Source organism: Vibrio sp. A37 (genome assembly GCF_059777565.1).
The window spans coordinates 241,105-260,133 of the sequence record NZ_JBLNLI010000005.1 but is presented as its reverse complement, the minus strand read 5'-3'; the positions used below and the strand labels follow the sequence as shown (position 1 = coordinate 260,133).

Below are 19,029 nucleotides of genomic sequence, written 5' to 3'. Positions count from 1 at the left end.
ATGTTATTTTTTGTAAACGTAGGTGTTCAAATTATTATTTAATATATTTTTGATCTGCACCACTAGTTTTGGACACTGAGTTAAATGAGTACAATCACTAACAAGGTGAACCATGACAAACAATAAGAAACGTATTATCCATTCCCCTGAATTTAAAGTAGAAGCGCTGATATTGGCCGAACAAGTGGAAGCTGCTTCAGCAGCAAGACTACTCTCTTTATATGAATCTCAGATCTACGGTTGGCGCAAGACTGCGAAGATAAACTTCAATCCCAGTCATTAAGAACAAGAGTTAGCAGCCGAAGTAGCCAGCTCAACAGGCAATTGGCTGAGCAAGTTATCGTTCACTGTGATAGAGGTAGCCATTACTGTTAGAGCGACTATCGATATTTCATAAGTTTTTATAATTTAACGAAAAGTTTTAGTGGAAAAGGGAACTGTTGGGGCAGCGTTTGTGTGGAAAGCTCCATCCATTTAATGAAAGTTGAAGGCGCTCCAATACGAGCCAATGATGACTAGAGACGAGGTGTGTCAAACGATTTTTTAGTACATTGAGGTTGATTATAATCGGACGCGAAGGCACAGTGCTCTTGGGTATCTAAGCCCAGTTAACTTTGAGCTAAAAAATGTCGCTTAGCGAAGTGTTCAATCTAGCTGAACAGACCACATCAAGCGGTGTTGTTCCTTTTGATAAGTTAGTTTTGGTTGTGAAACATAGAGATTGTTGAGTATGACAACAGGGCATTCTTTCTTTTCTAGGCACTATAATATATCCTAAAATCAATTAGCTTCGTGATGATATTAGCGTATACTATTTGTCCATCTGGCATAGGTATTATAGTGAGCATTGCATCCAATCTCGGTTTTCTCACTAACTCGACATACCTTTGACTATAATTGTAACTTCAGAAACAAGCCGTAGATTCAATACTACTAAAAATAGTATTGTCATTGTTTTGAAAAGTTAAGCCCTCTAGTTGTGTAAAGCTGGAAGATATAGAGTTTAATTAATGTGTGGTTTGGTTGGTTTTATAGATGTAAAAGGCACAACATCTAGACAAAATTTAGAAGATATGATTGAAACCTTGAATCATCGTGGTCCAGATGATTCAGGACTTTTTTATGAAGATAATGTTGAATTTTCACTGGGACTGGCTCATAAGAGGCTATCTATTCAGGATTTGAGCCATCATGGCAAGCAACCAATGGACAGTGTGTGTGGTGAATATGCAATCGTATTTAACGGTGAAATTTACAACTTTAAATCAATTAGAAGTGAGCTAGAACTCCTAGGTTATAATTTTGTTTCTAGTTCTGATACTGAAGTTGTTCTTTACAGTTATCAAGAGTGGGGAATAAAATCTGTTGATAAGTTTATTGGTATGTTTTCTTTTTGTATTTATGATAAGAAAGAAAATGAATTAGTTATAGTAAGAGATCGGTTTGGGGTTAAACCATTATTTTACTACATAGACTCCGGGTTATTTATTTTTTCCTCAGAAATTAAAGCTTTTCATACTCATAAAACATTTCATTCAAACAAGGAGATTGATAAAGAATCTTTAGCTTTATACTTTCAGTACGGATATATTAATGCACCGAAAACTATATTTAAAAATACATATAAGTTGGAGCCAGGTTGCTATTTAAAATATAGCCTTGATAGCTTCGAAATTGATATAAGCAGTTATTGGAATGTCTCAGATTGTTTTGGTCATTGGGAGAATGAGCCAACCGAAAACGTGGTTATCGAGGAGTTGGAGAGATTGCTAGTAGATTCATACAAGCAACGTTTAGTGTCAGATGTTCCAGTAGGTGTGTTTTTGAGTGGCGGTTATGACTCAGTATCGGTAGCTTCTATCTTACAAAAACATAGCTCTGAAAAGATTAGGACTTTTACTATTGGGTTTAATGATGACAGGTATAATGAGGCTGAGCATGCCAAAGAGATAGCGAATTATCTTGGGACTGAGCATAGAGAACTATATATCTCAGAGGATGATTTGCTGGACATTTTGCCTCATATAACGACGATATATGACGAACCATTTGGTGACAGTTCAGCAATTCCTACATTAGCAGTCTCTAAGCTTGCTAGAGAGCATGTGAAAGTTGTGTTGTCAGGAGATGGCGGAGATGAGACGTTTTATGGCTATGGTAAATACATAAATACTTCGAGGTTAATGGCTCTACATAAAAGATTTTTCTGGCTAAAATATTTTAATTTTAAATTTTTAGATGATAGGTTTTTATATAGGCTTCTTTCTTTTCTTCCGAAAAAATATAAGTCAAAAAATACTATAAGTAAAATTTTGAAGTTTTTTCTCTTTATTCAGAACAATAGTATTGTTGATCTTTATAAGAACGTAAATAAATACTTTTTACCCTGTGAAACTAAAAGATTGGTTGGTGTCGAATACGAAGTAGGATCTATTAGTATAAAATCCATGCAACATTTTGACTTCAAATCTTATTTGCCAGATGATATTTTGCAGAAAGTCGATCGCGCTAGTATGAGTCAATCAATTGAAGCGCGAGAGCCCCTATTAGACCACAGGATTGTCGAGTATGTAGGAAAGCTATCACATAAGACGCTTTATAAAGGAAATGTTCAAAAGTACTTATTAAAAAAGATTGTACATAAATATGTACCCGAAAAATATCTACAGCAGAAGAAGCGTGGGTTTTCCGTCCCGATAGACAAGTGGTTAAATGGCAAGCTTAAGAAAGAGGTCTATTTTTATTTAGATTATGAACGGATTAAGAGCGAGAATTTGTTGAATGCAGACGAGGTTATAATGCTTCGGGATAATTATTATAAAGGGAAAGGTGTCAACCCGCATAAAATATGGTTTTTATTGATGTTTGAAAAGTGGTTTGAGCAATGGATGAAAGATGAGTAAGAAGGTCGCTTTTTTAATCAACTCTTTGACTTCCGGTGGTGCAGAGCGAGTGCTCGTCTCGGTTGCAACTTCGTTATCAGAGCAGGGTTATCAAGTGGAGTTGTTGTGCTTAGAGAGGGATGTCTTTTATCATGTGGACAAGTCTATTCCTGTAACTTTTTTGTCTCAATGTGCACGGAAAGGAGTGATACATAAGATAATAATATTTCCAATCCTAGCTTTTAAGTTAAGTAGGTACATAAAAAATAATGATGTTGAATTAGTACAAAGTCACCTGTTTAGATCTAACTATATTAATGTGCTGTCTAAGTTATTTGGTGCTAAGCACGAAGTTCAGTTAGTTAGTACTGTATCTTGTTCTGCAAAATACGAGAATAAAGGTTTTTTTAAACGTTTAAATCTGCTTCCTATTCAAAGGTTATATCAATATGCTGACTTGCTCATTTTCAAAGCGAAGGCGATGGAATATGAATATATAGAGAAATTTAAGTTTAAAACTAAATCTGTAGTAATAAATAACCCAATTAACATTAAGCATATTGTCGAGTTATCTAAAGTTAAGCCTGCAAACTTTAGCTTTAATTTTGATAAGAGTAAGAAGTATATAATATGTTCAGGAAGGTTTCATAAGGATAAAAGACAAATTGATTTGGTAAATGCTTTTCAGCTTATTAGCAGTAAGTTTTCCGAGCTTGAGGTCATTTTTTTAGGAGACGGAAAAGAAAGACGTACAGTTGAGAGACAAGTAGAGTTTTTGAACCTTTCAAGTAAAGTTCACTTTTTAGGAAAAGTAAAGAACCCATTTTACTTTCTAGCAAATAGCTATCTTTATGTGTCAACTTCATCTAGTGAAGGGTTTCCTAACTCTTTATTGGAAGCTATGTGTTGTGAAGTCCCCGTGGTATCTACGGATTGCCGTACTGGCCCTAGAGAAATCTTGGACCCAAACAGGTCTATCTTCGATTCTTACCTTGAAGAAGATCTTGAAATAGCAGATTATGGGCTTTTGGTTGCCGAGCGAGACTTAGTCGGTATAGCCAAAGCTATAGAGTTTTATATGGATGAAGATGCTTATGTTGAGTATAAACGAAAACTGATGTCGAGAGTGTCAGACTTTAGAAGTGAAAAGATTATTTCTAGTTACAAAAATATCCTTCGGTTAGATTAGCCAATATACCTATTTTTATTTGTTTTTTCGATATTACATTATTTAAAATTAAGCTATGAAGAAAAAAATATTATTTGTTGTGAATGTAGACTGGTTTTTTATTTCCCATCGTTTACCTATTGCACAGAGAGCCATTTCAGAGGGATATGAAGTTCACTTAGCATGCTCTGATACTGGTCGATTTAATGAATTGAAGAGGTATGGTATTAAAGTTCATGATATAAACTTTTCCCGAGGTGGTATTGGCTTTTTTAATGAACTATTTACTCTTCGAAAAGTTTACTCTGTCATTAAAAGTATTAGACCAGATATTGTGCACTCAGTCACTATTAAACCTGTAATATATGTTGGTCTTATGTTGAAGTTATTTAAAAATAAGCCTAAATCCGTTTTCGCCATTTCTGGTTTGGGGTATATTTTTTCTGAAAACTCAATGAAGGTTTCTCTACTTAGACAGATACCGATAATGCTCTATCGAATTGCACTCTTCGAAAAAAATAAGAAGGTAATATTTCAGAATAATGTTGATGATGAAATATTAACTTCTATATCTAGCTTACAAGATGGTGAAAAAGTTTTAATTAGAGGGTCAGGAGTTGATTTAAAACGTTATCAAAGTAAGCCTGAACCCGAAGGAGAAGTTATTAAAGTAGCTATGGCTTGTCGGCTTTTAAAGCAAAAAGGTGTCCATGAGTTTGTCGAGGCGGCTAAGGTTTTGAAGTCAGAGAATAAACACTTGGAGTTTATTTTAGCTGGAGTACCGGATAAAGAGAGCCCAAACTCGGTATCAGAGTCTGATTTTAGAGAGTGGAGTGAAGAGGGCAATGTAATTTGTATTGGACATTGCAACGATATACCACAGCTATTTTCTGAAGTGAATATTGTTACGCTACCTTCCTACTATGGTGAAGGTGTACCCAAAGTGTTGCTCGAAGCCGCAGCTTGTGGGCGGGCTATAGTCACTACTGATAACCCGGGTTGTAAAGATACTATTGTTCCTGGGTCGTCAGGTATTCTAATTCCAATCAGAGATACGGATGCTCTTGTCGAAGCTCTCAGGACTTTAATATATGATGTTACGCTGCGTAAAAAAATGGGAGTTGAAGCCAGAAAACTAGCTGAACAACAATTCGATATAGAGTCTGTTGTTCAAAAGCATATGGACGTTTATAATGGCTTATTGCTAGAGTAGGTATTGTGTTTACTTTAAGTTGTCTATTACTCTAAGTTTTGGTGTAAACCTATGATTAGGCTGTTGGATATATTAATTTCATTCTTTGGTGTATTATTGCTCTCCCCATTACTGTTGTTAATTACCGTTATCGGTTTTTTTGACACAGGCTCTCCAATATTTATTCAAACACGAGTGGGTAGAAACAAACTACCGTTTAGTTTAGTAAAGTTTCGAACTATGGATAGAACAACCGAGTCATTACCGAGTCATTTGACCAGTAAGGCTTCTGTTACTAGACTTGGTGTGTTTTTGCGCGCAACAAAAATTGATGAACTCCCTCAATTGATAAACGTCTTAAAGGGCGAGATGAGTTTGGTGGGTCCTAGGCCTAACTTGCTTAGTCAAGAAGAGCTTATGAAGGAACGGGAAACATTAGGTGTATATAGTGTGTTGCCTGGCATCACGGGGTTAGCACAAATCCAAAATATCGATATGTCAACGCCGAAGTTACTAGCTAAAGTAGACAAAGAAATGGTCGATACATTAACTGTTAAAAAATACTTTCAATACATTCTAGCGACTATTATGGGAAAAGGTGCTGGAGATGCAGTTAAATAAAGTTGATGAATGGATTTCTCAGTTGCCTCTACCAAGAGCTTTTTATGGATAAACTAAACTTTATATGGAACCTTTCTCGTTTAAACAAACGTTTAATAAGCATCCTTATTGATACATTCTTTATCTTGTTTTCATTCTATGCTGCTTATTGGGTTCGGGTTGGACATATAAATAATTTTGATGACTCAACAAATCACTACGTTATTGTGGTTACAGTGGCCGTTACGCTTTTTGTTTTTGCAAAACTTGGTTTGTACCGTGCTATTCTTAGATATCTCACATTTCATGCATTAGCTGTTGTAAGTTTGGGCACTGTTATTTCTGCACTTTCTATTTCCGCTCTTGCTTTCTATTTTGATGCATCAATTCCCCGCTCCGTACCTATTATTTATGGGGCTTTTTTATGCATACTATGTGGTGGTTCTAGGCTGATTGTACGTGTGCTGGTCGCTGAGGTTACTGGTAAAAGCCGTAAGAAGGTTTTGATTTATGGGGCCGGAGCGGCCGGTCGTCAACTAGCTTTAGCTCTGAAAAATTCTGATACTCATAAAGTTATTGGCTTTATTGATAACGATAAGACTTTACGTAACAACGTAATTATGGGGTTAACAGTCAGCACTGCGAGTAAGACAAAAGAATTAACAGAAAAACATAATGTTCAACAGGTTTTGCTTGCTGTGCCGAGTGCTTCTAGAGCTCGAAGAAAACAGATCATTGATTCATTAGTTCACTTGCCAGCGGAAGTTCTTACCATACCTGATATGAAAGATATTATTGCAGGTAAAGCAAAGATTGATGAACTAAAAGATGTAGAGATAGAAGACTTGTTGGGTCGAGATAGCGTTGAACCTCAACAGTCCTTAATGGAAAAAAACATCAAGGACAAAGTTGTTATGGTCACTGGAGCCGGTGGTTCTATTGGCTCTGAACTATGTAGACAGATTATAAAGTTACAACCTAAAACTTTAATATTATTTGAACTATCAGAGTTCGCTCTCTATAAGGTTGATAGAGAGCTATCATCAATACTGGTATCAGATACCAACCTTTCCGTAGAGCTAGTACCTCTGTTGGGCTCGGTACAAAGGGCTCATAGATTGTCGACATCAATGAAGAGCTTTGGGGTACAGACTGTCTATCATGCGGCTGCGTACAAACACGTTCCACTGGTTGAGTATAATGTTGTTGAAGGTGTAAGAAACAACGTTTTTGGTACCTATTACACAGCTAAATCTGCCATCGAAGCTAAAGTAGAATCTTTTGTTCTTATATCTACAGATAAGGCGGTAAGGCCAACTAATGTGATGGGTACGACGAAGAGAGTTGCTGAGTTAGGCCTTCAAGCTTTATCTGATAGTCTAGTGCGAAGCTCAGATGATCAACCAACTACTTGTTTTTCAATGGTACGCTTCGGTAATGTGTTAGGTTCTTCTGGCTCTGTGATTCCCCTGTTTAAAAAACAAATTGAAGAAGGTGGGCCGATTACTGTAACCCATCCTGATATTATTCGTTATTTTATGACAATTCCAGAGGCCGCTCAGTTAGTTATACAGGCTGGAGCGATGGCTAAAGGTGGTGATGTGTTTGTGCTTGATATGGGAGAGCCTGTCAAGATTAGCGATCTAGCAGTAAACCTTGTTCAGTTATCTGGACTAGAGGTTAAAGATGATGACAACCCTTATGGTGATATTGAAATAAAGTACTCGGGTTTAAGGCCCGGAGAGAAGCTATTCGAAGAGTTATTAATAGGGGATAATGTGGAAACTACTGCTCATCCAAGAATCATGACTGCAAATGAGCGTTTTTTAGAATTGAAACAGTATGAAGAGTTTCTAGAGAAGCTGGACTCTGCTTGCCATAATTACGATCAAGACTTGATTAGAGACCTGCTATTGGGGGCGCCAACGGACTTTTCACCTAGTGATGAAATTGGCGATCTTGTCTGGAATAGACTTCGAGAGAGTGCAGATAAAAATAAGATTATCCATTAACGACTTTTTCGATGCTTTCTCTTAGCCCATCGTACTTAGCATGGGCCGAGTTACTTACAAGCTTACAAAATCTGCTTTAAAACTCTATCAGCTTTAACTCTAGTTACTTTACGAATCAACTTCTGCACTTCTGAAGGGTAGTTCTCAACCTTCTCTAACTGCTTGTAGGTACAGATAAGTTCAGTATGGCTCAAAATGTTGTCAGCTTCTTTTTCAAACTGTTTAGTTAAATGATTATTATGATCTTGGATGAACAAAGCGTTCTCCAGATCTAATTTCCATGCTCTTGGATTTAAGTTATTACCAGTTATTAGCATATAACGTTTATCAACCCATGTACCTTTTAGATGAAAGCTATTATCGTCGTGTTTCCACAAGTGGATTGATAGTTGTCTACTTGCAATCTTGGCTTCGTTTGTTTTTGCGAACTGACGTAGGTTCATCTCATACATATATGGTAGGCCGCCGATGGTTTTAAAGCTCTCTGTCGGTGGAATGTAGAAATCATTTGCCGTTTTATCCCCCACCACAATGTCCACTTTCACACCTCTTTTGAGAGCCTTTTTGACTTCCTTTGCAACACTGCGCGGAAAGTTGAAATAAGGTGTGCAGATGAACAGCTCTTCTTTAGCTTGACTGATCAGGTGATTGATACCTTGATTAAGCTTATTGCGCTTTTTACCTACTCCAATTAAAGGTGTTACTGCAACCTGATTCGACGTAACACTCTGTGGCGAAAACTGATAGGCAGACTTCGCTAATGTTGCCCTAAATTGGCGGATATCGTTTTTTATTTCTTTGGTTTTCGGCTTGTGTGGGCAATTTAGATTATTGACCGCAGGGTGATTTATCATCTGTTCACGAATAAAGCTCACCATACTAGTCGCCAATTCTGGGTGATGGATGACGTGATAGCGATCGAAACGGTACCTATCTTTAAAATTGAGGTAGATATTATTTAAGCTTGCACCCGTGTATATCACATCATCGTCAATGATTGAGCCTTTAAGATGAAGAACGCCAAACACTTCTCGTCCACGAACCGGAATACCATACACAGGTACTTGATGCTCATACTTAGTTGCAAAGTCTTTATACATGCATGCGTTGGTTTTTTTAGCTTCTACACCAATTAAGCCTCGCTGAGCGCGATGCCAGTCAACACATACAGAAACATCAAGTTTTGGATTTTTTTGCTTCGCCTCATAAAGCTCAGACAAAATCTCCCTGCCAGCTTCGTCATCTTCCAGATATAAGGCTACTAGGTAAATTCTTTCGCGTGCTTCTCGAATCGATTTGATTAAACGTTCTCTATAGTCTTTCGCTGCATAGAGAGTTTCAAAATGTTCAGGATCGACAGCAAGAGTAGGAAGCTGAGCGAATAAATTCCTTTTGGTCATCATATAGGATGGTTTACCTCGAAAGTGGACGGTTCAAACTACAAAGGTACGCAAAACCTGAGCAGTGAGCCAAGCATAATAGCAAAGTTGGCGACACAAGTAATAGCAAAGCAGCTAACATTCTGATTGATTGTCTATATATTGCATCGGGATGAGAGCTTTACCACAGTTAGTGTAGCGACAATATAACTGTTCCAATATGTTAGGAAGCTGCTCAGGGCTAATCGCTTTAAACCCTTTAGATGTATAAAACTGTTTTAGGGCGGGCAAAGCAAAGCAATAATCTTTTTCTTTTAATTCATGTTGTTGTAAATATTCTATTAGCTGGTTGGCGTAACCATTGCCTCGGTACTCTGGTACCACAAGCATGCCTGTAAGTAGTCGGTAGGGCTCGATAAATCTTAGCCGCGCAACTGCCACTATTTGTTTGTTCAAATATCCAACAATCGTCTTTTCATTTTTTTTTGCTTTGCCTGAAGGGTAGTACGCCTTGTACAACTTAGTGACTAAAGGCAGTTTAATAGGATCGAACAGTTCAATATGCAGTTTGCTCATTCTCACTTTGGCGTTGTTTGATGTAGAATGAGTGCAGTTTAGACGACAGATTGACACACATGCAAATACACACCAACGCTGATCTCGCTCCGTATCATACCTTTTCAATACCGCAAACAAGCCAATACATCATAGAAGTAGAGTCGTTCGAAGACTTAAAAAGTACATTTCAGAAGAAAGCGTGGAGTGAGCTTCCCAAATTCATGCTGGGCAAAGGTAGTAACGTACTATTTGTTGAACCATTTGAAGGAATAGTTATCGCCAACCGCATGCTTGGTATAGAAGTGAAAGAAACTACTTCTGAGTGGGCACTACATATTAATGCTGGAGAGGATTGGCCATCTCTTGTGGAGTGGTCAGTGAAACGTGGCATTAGTGGCCTAGAAAATCTAGCCATGATCCCCGGCTGTGTCGGGAGTGCCCCGATCCAAAATATTGGAGCTTATGGTGTAGAGTTCTGTGATGTATGCGAATACGTTGATTATCTGTGTCTTGAGAGCATGGAAGTCAAACGACTTTCTAACGAGATGTGTCAGTTTGGTTATCGAGACTCGATATTCAAACACGACTTATACCAAAAGTCTGTCATCGTCGCTATTGGCTTAAAACTCTCAAAGAACTGGGTTGCAAACATCGAATATGGTCCTTTGCAGGAACTAGCTGGCCCTAAAATAACCGCAGAAGCGATTTATCATAAAGTATGCGAAGTACGTTCTCATAAACTTCCCGATCCTAACCTAGTTGGTAATGCAGGAAGCTTTTTTAAAAACCCAATTGTCTCCCAATCAGATTTTGAGCAGTTACGTAAACAATTTCCGAATTTAGTTGCTTTTCCAACTGATATAGGTATGAAACTGGCTGCTGGGTGGCTTATTGATCAATGCGGCTTGAAAGGACATAAAGTGCGAGGTGCTCAGGTTCATGAAAAGCAAGCGTTAGTACTTATCAATCTAGATAATGCTACCTCCAATGATGTTGTTGAGCTGGCAGCACATGTGAGACAAAGTGTGTTAGATAAGTTTAACGTAGAGTTAGAACATGAAGTGAGATTTATTGGTAGACAAGGTGAGACGAGTTTGACGCAATTATTGGACGCTAAGCTATGAAGAATCAGCCTCATACGGTAAAGCTTGCTCTGCTTAAGATGCTTTCTCAAGGTGGATTTTTTTCTGGTGAGGACTTAGGTGAAAAGCTAGGTATTTCCAGAGCAGCAGTCAGCAAGCACATTCAAGGAATACAAGAATGGGGTGTCGATATCTTTCGCGTACAAGGTAAAGGTTACCAGTTAGCCAGCCCCATGCAGTTAATTGACGAAAAAGCGTTAAGTGCCAACGTTGAAACGCCTTTTGCTCTCATTCCAGTCATTGAATCAACAAATCAGTATATTTTGGACAATGCGACTCAACTCGATTCTGGCTTTGTTTGTATTGCTGAGTATCAGTCTAAAGGTCGAGGGAGACGAGGTCGAGAATGGATATCACCGTTTGGCTCGAATATATACCTCTCTATGTTCTGGCAATTAGAAGCAGGTATGGCAGCTGCGATGGGGTTGAGCTTAGTCGTTGGCATTGCGTTGGCAGAAGCTTTAGAGCAGCTTGGTGTTGATGGGGTAAAGCTAAAGTGGCCGAATGATTTGTACCACGATGATAAAAAATTGGCAGGAATTTTAGTGGAGATGTCTGGTCAAGCAGGTGGTGCTGCTAACCTTGTTATCGGTGTCGGCATGAACTTATCAATGGATGACACCATAGATGGTATTACTCAGCCATGGACAAGTCTAAGCAAGGCAGTGGAAACACCTATAGATAGAAATAAGCTTGCGATCGAAATCATCAGAACCTTACATAATACGCTAGAGGATTATGAGTCACATGGAATGAGCCAATTTGTCGAGCGATGGAATCGTCTGGATAATTATTTAGGTCGAAAAGTGAAGCTAATCATGGGTTCGAAGACCATTAAAGGAACTGCTCAAGGTATCAATGAGCAAGGCGCGATATTGCTGGATACCCCCCAAGGGGTGCAAAGTTTCATTGGTGGTGAAATCTCTTTGCGAAATAGCGAATAGCGCGCCTTCAGATCGCTAACAAAGCATTAACTTTCTTCATTTACATCATCTTTAGACCTAGAGTCAAAAGGGATGACTTCTGCTTGCTGTTGCGTGCTATTGGCATCACCATCCAAGACCTCTTGGAATCGATACATTTGCTGAGAGAGCTCTCTCATTAATACCACATTTGTATGATTTGGATTTTTGCATCTGCTCACTACTCGGTCGATATGACTTTGCTGAGCGCGTAATCTACCTTGCATAGATTCTGATGCGGAGAGAATCATCTCTTCACACATGTCCTTTTTAAACTGATTAAATGCTTGTGGATCTTCTTTCGCAAGTTCCACCATCTCATCAAATGAAGGTAGGATTTGGTTGTTTGTTGAAACGCCCATACTAATTCCTTCCCATTGAGTCAATTTAGCAAACCCAGCAAGTCGCAGAATTACACCCTAAATGTGAACACTAACAACTTTTGGGTTACGACTGACTGTATAAAAAGTCTACGCAAAGGAGAACGTAAAAATTAGCTGATGAAATATTTTTCTCACAATTGAGAAAAGTTGTTATGAGGTTGGTTTTATATCGTAAGTGCAGCGTCGCTGCCCTTGAATGATGTGCTCGGAACGAGACACCTGAAAGGAATCACCTAAAAGTTTTTGAAAAACATTGAGTTCTGACTGGCAGAGTTTTGGGCAGCGAGTAGCTGCGCGACAAATAGGGCAGTGGTTTTCAACTAATGAATAGCCTTGTTCTGTTTTTAGCAGTTCGGCCATGTAACCATCTTGTTCTCGTAATTGAACTAATTTGTCTAATTTTTCCTGAAGGGTTTTGCAAGGCATTAGCTCTTGCTCGTATTGCTGGAAAGTTTGGCTTTCGCGCTCAGATACGACCTTTTGCAAGCCTTCTTGGCCAAATACGTGCTCTACAGCATCAAGCATTTGTATAGTAAGTTCACCGTGCCGGTCAGTAAACTGCGCATGCCCTTTCGAGGTGAGTGACCAGTGGCGAGTAGGGCGACCGACTTTGGCTTTAATATCGTGGAATTCCAAAATGCCATCATCTTCTAGCCCTTGTAGGTGCTGCCTTGCGCCCATTGTGGTCATTTGTAGCTCATCAGCAAGCTGCTTGGCTGTCACGGCACCATTAGTTTTGATGGTTTGTAAAATCCTGTCGACTGCTTTCATCTTTCTCCTCGTATACGTATTTATTATGTCGGATCAGATAAATAAAGCAAAGTATTTACAATGTCCTTTGATTGATCCGTTAGGCGATAGGAGAAAAGTGAATCGGCAAAATAAATTACGTTAATCAAATCACAAATTTTTTCACTACCCCCCTTGGGATCGGCAGAAATACCCCCCACATATGTTTCACAAGCCGCTGTATCGAGGTTGTCTTGGTACGAGAGCATTTAATCAAACTACATGGAAATTTTCAGGAGAGACGACAGATGAACATTCGTCCATTACATGATCGTGTTATTGTTGAACGCCAAGAAGTTGAATCAAAGTCAGCAGGTGGCATTGTTCTAACAGGTTCTGCTGCGGAAAAATCTACACGCGGCACTATTCTAGCTGTGGGTAAAGGCCGCATCCTAGAAAACGGTGAAGTTCAGCCATTAGATGTAAAAGTTGGCGATACAGTAATTTTCTCTGAAGGCTATGCGACTAAAACAGAAAAAATCGATGGCAAAGAAGTTCTAATCATGTCTGAAAACGACATCATGGCGATCGTTGAGTAATTTTTTGCTCTGATTCTAAAATGATATATTAAAACCGAATTAAGAAAGGAAATAAAAGATGGCTGCTAAAGACGTTAAATTTGGTAACGACGCACGAGTTAAAATGCTAGAGGGTGTGAACGTTCTAGCTGATGCAGTAAAAGTAACGCTTGGTCCTAAAGGTCGTAACGTAGTTCTAGACAAATCATTTGGCGCTCCAACTATCACTAAAGATGGTGTTTCTGTTGCACGTGAAATTGAACTTGAAGACAAGTTTCAAAACATGGGCGCACAAATGGTTAAAGAAGTGGCATCTCAAGCAAACGATGCTGCGGGTGACGGTACAACTACCGCGACTGTTCTTGCACAATCTATCGTAAACGAAGGTCTAAAAGCGGTTGCTGCTGGTATGAACCCAATGGATCTTAAGCGTGGTATCGACAAAGCGGTAACGGCTGCAGTTGAAGAGCTAAAAGGTCTTTCTGTTGATTGTGCAGACTCTAAAGCTATCGCTCAAGTTGGTACTATCTCAGCAAACTCTGACGAAAGCGTTGGTAACATCATTGCAGAAGCAATGGAAAAAGTAGGCCGCGACGGTGTTATCACAGTTGAAGAAGGTCAAGCACTTCAAGACGAGCTAGACGTTGTTGAAGGTATGCAGTTCGACCGCGGTTATCTATCTCCATACTTCATCAACAACCAAGACGCAGGTTCAGTTGATCTAGAAAACCCATTCATTCTTCTAATCGACAAGAAAGTATCGAACATTCGTGAGCTACTTCCAACTCTAGAAGCTGTTGCTAAAGCATCTCGCCCTCTACTTATCATTGCTGAAGATGTTGAAGGTGAAGCACTAGCAACACTAGTTGTGAACAACATGCGTGGTATCGTTAAAGTGGCTGCTGTTAAAGCGCCTGGCTTCGGTGACCGTCGTAAAGCAATGCTACAAGACATCGCGGTTCTAACAGCTGGTACAGTTATCTCTGAAGAGATCGGTCTTGAGCTTGAGAAAGTGACTCTAGAAGATCTAGGTCAAGCTAAGCGCGTTAACATCACTAAAGAAAACACGACTATCATCGATGGTATCGGTGAAGAAGTGGCTATCCAAGGCCGTGTTGCGCAAATCCGTCAACAAGCTGAAGAAGCAACTTCAGATTACGACAAAGAAAAACTTCAAGAGCGTGTAGCTAAACTAGCTGGCGGCGTAGCGGTAATCAAAGTAGGCGCTGCAACTGAAGTTGAAATGAAAGAGAAGAAAGACCGCGTAGAAGACGCACTTCACGCAACTCGCGCTGCAGTTGAAGAAGGTGTGGTTGCTGGTGGCGGTGTTGCACTAATCCGTGCAGCTTCTAAGCTAACCTCTCTTGAAGGTGACAATGAAGAGCAAAACGTTGGTATCCGCGTTGCACTACGTGCAATGGAAGCGCCAATCCGCCAAATCACTAGCAACGCTGGTGACGAAGAGTCTGTTGTTGCTAACAACGTTCGCGGTGGTGAAGGTAGCTATGGCTACAACGCAGCAACTGGCGAGTACGGCGACATGATCGCAATGGGTATCCTAGATCCAACTAAAGTAACTCGTTCTGCACTTCAGTTTGCAGCTTCTATCGCTGGTCTAATGATCACTACAGAAGCAATGGTTACTGACCTACCACAAAAAGACGCGCCAGCAATGCCTGATATGGGCGGTATGGGTGGAATGGGTGGCATGGGCGGCATGATGTAATCATCCCCATATACTCCCCTGTGTAATAAAGAACGGAGGCTTTATGCCTCCGTTTTTCTTTTTCATAACGATAAGATTTGTCGATAACAAACGTTTTCAGTTGAAAAGGGTAAGTAAAAATGCGAATACAACAACTTAAATATAAGAGTCTTACGACTCAGCTAAAAATAAAAGATTGGAAAATTGAATCAGGGCAGCATTGGGGAATATTTGCTTCCCAAAGTCATAGTGCGTCTATTATTTGTCAATTGATTTTAGGTGAGGCTAAGCCTACACATGGCACCATTGCTGATGTTCCTTCACCAGTGGCCTGTGTTTCATTATCTATGCAGCAAGTTTTGTTGGATGAAGAGCTTGCCAAAGAAGATACTGACTTTCTCGATTACATTGATTATGGCTCTTCTGTCGAAAACTTAATTAAGCAAGAGGGGTGTTCTAAAACCGAGTTAGAAGAGATTATTGCTTTAACTGATTTATCATCTCTTCGTCAATCTGGCTTTAGACAACTTTCAACGGGAGAAACACGTCGAGTCATGCTGGCAATGGCACTCGCTAAGAAGCCTAAGTTGCTTATTCTTGATGAACCCTATGCGGGTATGGATGTCTCTCACCGCCAGCAACTTACAGCTCTTTTGGACAAGCTATCTAATGAAATTCAATTGATCGTTATTAGTACGCGTGAAGATGAACTGCCTAGTTGTATTAGTCATATTGCGTTGTTCGATCATGAATCTATGACAGCAAGCATGACTCGCTCTGAATGGGTGTCACACCCGGTTAAAAGCCAGATTAAGGCTCTTTCTGAGCAAAAAGCTGAGGTGATGTTGAGTCTCATAGAATCTCAAAGTGAAAAGCACCAAAATCGCGATGCTCTGTTAGAGATGAACAACGTTAAAGTTGGTTATGTTGATAGAGATATTTTCGATGGTTTAAATTGGCAAGTAAAAAGTGGTGAGCACTGGCAAATCAAAGGCCCGAATGGTTGTGGAAAAAGTACGCTACTTGGCTTAATCACTGGCGATCACCCGCAAAGTTACAGCAATGACATTACGGTGCTTGGCATGAAGCGCGGCAGCGGTGAAAGTATTTGGGATATAAAACGCCAGATAGGCATTGTTTCTTCAGCGCTGCATTTACAGTACCGAGTAGGTTGCAATGCACTTGATGTCTTGTTATCAGGTTTCTTTGATTCAATTGGTTTATACGATCAACCAAGCAAAAAGCAGCTGCAGCTTGCATATCGATGGTTAGATGTCCTAGAAATGCGTGAGTTCGAAAAGGTAAGCTTTCGCTCGCTAGAATATGGCCAGCAGCGACTCCTGCTGATAGGCCGAGCGCTTATCAAACAGCCAGATTTACTGATATTGGATGAACCCTATCAAGGGCTAGATTACATCAGCAGAAAGTTGGTGTATTTTGTATTGAATAAAATTGCGCAAACCAATCTGAGCCAAATATTGTATGTGACACATTACGAAGATGAAGCATTAGATGCGATAAATAACTTTGTGGAGTTTATAAGTAGTGAAAGCGGTTATACAGTTTCGATAAAGCAAGGAAAGTAGGGCTAGCAAAAATGAAAAGAGTCGCGTTTAGCGACTCTTCAAAACTATTTTGTGGCAACTTATGACATCGGAGTTAGAACAATTTCAACACGGCGGTTTTCCGCTCGACCGGCCTCTGTTTTGTTGCTCGCAATAGGGTTAGCTTCGCCCATACCCTGCTGATTCAAGCGAGCATATTTCACACCATGAGATAGGAAATATCCACCTACAGCATTAGCACGTTTGTCGGAAAGTAGCTTGTTGTAGCTAGCTGAGCCAGTGTTATCTGTGTAACCCAAAATATTAATACGCGTTTTCTCGTATTCTTTAACAACAAGAACCACGCTGCTCAATACTTTATCAGCACCAGGTTTAAGATCGCTGCTGTTTACTGCAAAGGTGATGGCATTTGGCATGTTAAGTGTAATGTTGTTCCCATTACGAGTAACACTGACACCAGTGCCTTTTAGTTGTTGTCTTAGTTTGGCTTCTTGCACGTCCATGTAATAGCCAATACCACCGCCGACAGCAGCGCCACCAAGCGCACCAATAAGGGCACCTTTGCCTTTGTTGCTGCTGGTTGCTGCGCCTAGTACAGCACCACCGATTGCACCAATTGCGGAACCCTTAGCGGCAGATGACGTTTGCTGTTCACCAGTATAAGGGTTGATGGTTGTACAACCAGATAGAGCAACGGTTCCAGCGATAGCAAGTGCTGTCAGTTTCTTGTTAATTTTCATAAGATTGTATCTCGTAGTCCATTTAACTGTGACTTTTTGAAATTCGGCCTCATGACCAAATTGTCTGGGTATATCCTACCTAAATTAAATTTTTTGCAAAGCTCAAGTGTAAAAAATATGTAAAAATTAGCTGTAAAAAAGGAGCACCCAGTGCTCCCTCTCTTCCAATAAAGTTTTAAGCTTATGGATTTAATTATAAAATAATCTTTCGTACTTCCGCGTCTTTACGCTCTAAATAATGAATTGACTTAATGCGACGAATAGTGCGGCACCGTCCTCGCACTAAAAGTGTTTCGGTTGTGGCGATGTTACCTTGACGGCTAATGCCGTCCAGTAAATCACCTTTGGTGATACCCGTTGCGGAAAAGATAACGTTGTCGCTGCGTGCCATCTCTTCGAGCTTTAATACTTTATTCGCCTCAACGCCCATTTCAGCGCAGCGTTTAAGCTCTTCTTCGCCAAACTGGCGATTCTCTTTGGTATCGCCTTTTACATCATGGCGAGCCAATAAACGTCCTTGCATATCACCATCTAGTGCGCGAATCACTGCTGCTGAAACAACCCCTTCAGGGGCACCGCCAGTGCAATACATGACATCGACTTCACTGTCTGGCATGCAGGTTAGAATGGAAGCGGCAACATCACCATCAGGCACAGCGAAAACACGTACGCCCATAGCCTGCATTTCCGCGATGACTTCATCATGACGCGGCTTAGCCAGAGTAATCACCACGAGGGTATCAAGCGATTTTCCTAGCGCATCAGCAATATTTTGCAAGTTCTCTTTAACTGGTTTATTTAGATCGATGCAGCCTTTTGCCCCCGGTCCAACAACCAATTTTTCCATATACATATCAGGTGCTCTTAAAAAGCTACCTTTTTCTCCAGCCGCTAGGACTGCGAGTGCATTGGATTGACCCATTGCAGTCATTCTCGTACCTTCAATTGGATCGACGGCAATATCGACGGCATCACCACCTAAGCCAACTTGTTCTCCAATGTAAAGCATTGGGGCATCGTCAATCTCACCTTCACCAATGACAATCTCACCGCTGATATCCGTTTGATTCAGTAAGCTGCGCATGACTTCAACAGCAGCCCCATCCGCTGCGTTTTTATCGCCACGTCCAAGCCATTTATAGCCAGCAAGCGCAGCTCCTTCTGTAACTCGTGAAAATGCCATCGCTAAGTCGCGTTTCATGAAGACTCCAAATTGAATATTTTTACAAGGGAAAAACTTTGTCGAGATAGTAACACAAGCCAAAGTAAACGTTTGCTATTCATTGTTAGCGGCTTGATCTTGAGCAATTTATCGATATTGAGTATTCACCTCTATGGCAATATTGGTTGTTCATAATGTTGATTAATAAATTAATGATAAATTTAAGTGTTTTTTTTGAGCGAATAGCGGAAAAATCAAAGATAGATGGTGTT

The 19,029-nt window shown here is 40.0% G+C and carries 17 protein-coding genes and 1 pseudogene; 12 read left to right on the top strand and 6 right to left on the bottom strand.

Going from position 1 to position 19,029, the window contains the following annotated elements; genetic code table 11:
* Nucleotides 1-112 precede the first annotated feature (112 nt).
* The 7 genes and pseudogenes from ACM2FC_RS11305 (at nt 113) to ACM2FC_RS11275 (ending at nt 7,854) form a co-directional block, all read left to right on the top strand.
* Nucleotides 113-283, top strand: a complete 171-nt coding sequence (locus ACM2FC_RS11305; RefSeq protein WP_498481008.1) for a transposase — start codon at nt 113-115, stop codon at nt 281-283.
* A gap of 35 nt (nt 284-318) precedes the next feature.
* Nucleotides 319-637 (top strand): annotated as a pseudogene (locus tag ACM2FC_RS11300) (IS3 family transposase); the annotation flags it as partial.
* Nucleotides 638-1,010: 373 nt separating this feature from the next.
* A complete protein-coding gene (gene asnB, locus ACM2FC_RS11295; RefSeq protein WP_498481007.1) occupies nt 1,011-2,903 on the top strand; it encodes an asparagine synthase (glutamine-hydrolyzing) in 1,893 nt (630 codons plus the stop codon).
* Nucleotides 2,896-4,071 carry a glycosyltransferase gene (locus ACM2FC_RS11290; RefSeq protein ID WP_498481006.1) on the top strand — a complete coding sequence of 392 codons (1,176 nt, stop codon included), beginning with the start codon at nt 2,896-2,898 and terminating at the stop codon, nt 4,069-4,071. The genes asnB and ACM2FC_RS11290 overlap by 8 nt, the downstream gene beginning before the upstream one ends.
* Nucleotides 4,072-4,126: 55 nt before the next feature.
* Nucleotides 4,127-5,263 (top strand): glycosyltransferase family 4 protein, encoded by a 1,137-nt coding sequence (locus tag ACM2FC_RS11285; protein WP_498481005.1) that lies wholly within the window; start codon nt 4,127-4,129, stop codon nt 5,261-5,263.
* Between the two features lie 51 nt (nt 5,264-5,314).
* Nucleotides 5,315-5,863: a sugar transferase gene (locus ACM2FC_RS11280; RefSeq protein WP_498481004.1), complete on the top strand. Its 549-nt coding sequence runs from the start codon at nt 5,315-5,317 to the stop codon at nt 5,861-5,863.
* Nucleotides 5,864-5,907: 44 nt separating this feature from the next.
* The gene (locus tag ACM2FC_RS11275; RefSeq protein WP_498481003.1) at nt 5,908-7,854 is read left to right on the top strand and encodes a polysaccharide biosynthesis protein; all 1,947 of its coding nucleotides are present in this window, start codon (nt 5,908-5,910) and stop codon (nt 7,852-7,854) included.
* 62 nt (nt 7,855-7,916) lie between these two features.
* Here the strand turns inward: ACM2FC_RS11275 and pssA are convergent, their stop codons facing one another.
* Nucleotides 7,917-9,257, bottom strand: coding sequence for a CDP-diacylglycerol--serine O-phosphatidyltransferase (gene pssA, locus ACM2FC_RS11270; protein ID WP_498481002.1), 1,341 nt, complete (start codon nt 9,255-9,257; stop codon nt 7,917-7,919).
* Between the two features lie 111 nt (nt 9,258-9,368).
* Entirely contained in the window at nt 9,369-9,809 is a 441-nt protein-coding gene (locus ACM2FC_RS11265) for a GNAT family N-acetyltransferase (protein ID WP_498481001.1), read from the bottom strand.
* A gap of 59 nt (nt 9,810-9,868) precedes the next feature.
* Here ACM2FC_RS11265 and murB point away from each other — a divergent pair, with 59 nt between their 5' ends.
* On the top strand, nt 9,869-10,915 hold the full coding sequence (gene murB / locus ACM2FC_RS11260; RefSeq protein ID WP_498481000.1) for a UDP-N-acetylmuramate dehydrogenase: 1,047 nt from the start codon (nt 9,869-9,871) through the stop codon (nt 10,913-10,915).
* The gene (birA, locus tag ACM2FC_RS11255; RefSeq protein ID WP_498480999.1) at nt 10,912-11,877 is read left to right on the top strand and encodes a bifunctional biotin--[acetyl-CoA-carboxylase] ligase/biotin operon repressor BirA; all 966 of its coding nucleotides are present in this window, start codon (nt 10,912-10,914) and stop codon (nt 11,875-11,877) included. Before murB ends, birA begins: the two co-directional genes overlap by 4 nt.
* Before the next feature lie 26 nt (nt 11,878-11,903).
* Here the strand turns inward: birA and ACM2FC_RS11250 are convergent, their stop codons facing one another.
* Both ACM2FC_RS11250 and ACM2FC_RS11245 read right to left on the bottom strand, forming a co-directional pair.
* Complete coding sequence (locus ACM2FC_RS11250) at nt 11,904-12,257, bottom strand: DUF3135 domain-containing protein (protein WP_498480998.1); 354 nt, start codon at nt 12,255-12,257, stop codon at nt 11,904-11,906.
* 171 nt (nt 12,258-12,428) lie between these two features.
* Nucleotides 12,429-13,049 carry a helix-turn-helix transcriptional regulator gene (locus tag ACM2FC_RS11245; RefSeq protein WP_498480996.1) on the bottom strand — a complete coding sequence of 207 codons (621 nt, stop codon included), beginning with the start codon at nt 13,047-13,049 and terminating at the stop codon, nt 12,429-12,431.
* A 266-nt stretch (nt 13,050-13,315) separates the two neighbouring features.
* On the opposite strand from ACM2FC_RS11245, the gene ACM2FC_RS11240 reads away from it, so the two are divergent.
* The 3 genes from ACM2FC_RS11240 (at nt 13,316) to ACM2FC_RS11230 (ending at nt 16,876) form a co-directional block, all read left to right on the top strand.
* Nucleotides 13,316-13,606, top strand: coding sequence for a co-chaperone GroES (locus ACM2FC_RS11240; RefSeq protein WP_237363242.1), 291 nt, complete (start codon nt 13,316-13,318; stop codon nt 13,604-13,606).
* A gap of 58 nt (nt 13,607-13,664) precedes the next feature.
* Entirely contained in the window at nt 13,665-15,311 is a 1,647-nt protein-coding gene (gene groL, locus ACM2FC_RS11235) for a chaperonin GroEL (RefSeq protein ID WP_498480995.1), read from the top strand.
* Between the two features lie 119 nt (nt 15,312-15,430).
* The gene (locus ACM2FC_RS11230) at nt 15,431-16,876 is read left to right on the top strand and encodes an ATP-binding cassette domain-containing protein (protein WP_498480994.1); all 1,446 of its coding nucleotides are present in this window, start codon (nt 15,431-15,433) and stop codon (nt 16,874-16,876) included.
* A gap of 59 nt (nt 16,877-16,935) precedes the next feature.
* On the opposite strand, the gene ACM2FC_RS11225 is transcribed toward ACM2FC_RS11230, so the two are convergent.
* Nucleotides 16,936-17,595, bottom strand: a complete 660-nt coding sequence (locus ACM2FC_RS11225) for a YiaD family glycine zipper/OmpA-like lipoprotein (RefSeq protein ID WP_498480993.1) — start codon at nt 17,593-17,595, stop codon at nt 16,936-16,938.
* 193 nt (nt 17,596-17,788) lie between these two features.
* Nucleotides 17,789-18,796, bottom strand: coding sequence for a class II fructose-bisphosphatase (glpX, locus tag ACM2FC_RS11220; protein WP_498480992.1), 1,008 nt, complete (start codon nt 18,794-18,796; stop codon nt 17,789-17,791).
* Nucleotides 18,797-19,029 lie beyond the last annotated feature (233 nt).

Excerpts from the sequence above, each read along its gene's own strand:
- ACM2FC_RS11305 (WP_498481008.1), top strand. The coding sequence starts at position 113 with ATGACAAACAATAAGAAACGTATTATCCATTCCCCTGAATTTAAAGTA.
- asnB (WP_498481007.1), top strand. The coding sequence starts at position 1,011 with ATGTGTGGTTTGGTTGGTTTTATAGATGTAAAAGGCACAACATCTAGA.
- ACM2FC_RS11290 (WP_498481006.1), top strand. The coding sequence starts at position 2,896 with ATGAGTAAGAAGGTCGCTTTTTTAATCAACTCTTTGACTTCCGGTGGT.
- ACM2FC_RS11285 (WP_498481005.1), top strand. The coding sequence starts at position 4,127 with ATGAAGAAAAAAATATTATTTGTTGTGAATGTAGACTGGTTTTTTATT.
- ACM2FC_RS11280 (WP_498481004.1), top strand. The coding sequence starts at position 5,315 with ATGATTAGGCTGTTGGATATATTAATTTCATTCTTTGGTGTATTATTG.
- ACM2FC_RS11275 (WP_498481003.1), top strand. The coding sequence starts at position 5,908 with ATGGATAAACTAAACTTTATATGGAACCTTTCTCGTTTAAACAAACGT.
- pssA (WP_498481002.1), bottom strand. The coding sequence starts at position 9,257 with ATGATGACCAAAAGGAATTTATTCGCTCAGCTTCCTACTCTTGCTGTC.
- ACM2FC_RS11265 (WP_498481001.1), bottom strand. The coding sequence starts at position 9,809 with ATGAGCAAACTGCATATTGAACTGTTCGATCCTATTAAACTGCCTTTA.
- murB (WP_498481000.1), top strand. The coding sequence starts at position 9,869 with ATGCAAATACACACCAACGCTGATCTCGCTCCGTATCATACCTTTTCA.
- birA (WP_498480999.1), top strand. The coding sequence starts at position 10,912 with ATGAAGAATCAGCCTCATACGGTAAAGCTTGCTCTGCTTAAGATGCTT.
- ACM2FC_RS11250 (WP_498480998.1), bottom strand. The coding sequence starts at position 12,257 with ATGGGCGTTTCAACAAACAACCAAATCCTACCTTCATTTGATGAGATG.
- ACM2FC_RS11245 (WP_498480996.1), bottom strand. The coding sequence starts at position 13,049 with ATGAAAGCAGTCGACAGGATTTTACAAACCATCAAAACTAATGGTGCC.
- ACM2FC_RS11240 (WP_237363242.1), top strand. The coding sequence starts at position 13,316 with ATGAACATTCGTCCATTACATGATCGTGTTATTGTTGAACGCCAAGAA.
- groL (WP_498480995.1), top strand. The coding sequence starts at position 13,665 with ATGGCTGCTAAAGACGTTAAATTTGGTAACGACGCACGAGTTAAAATG.
- ACM2FC_RS11230 (WP_498480994.1), top strand. The coding sequence starts at position 15,431 with ATGCGAATACAACAACTTAAATATAAGAGTCTTACGACTCAGCTAAAA.
- ACM2FC_RS11225 (WP_498480993.1), bottom strand. The coding sequence starts at position 17,595 with ATGAAAATTAACAAGAAACTGACAGCACTTGCTATCGCTGGAACCGTT.
- glpX (WP_498480992.1), bottom strand. The coding sequence starts at position 18,796 with ATGAAACGCGACTTAGCGATGGCATTTTCACGAGTTACAGAAGGAGCT.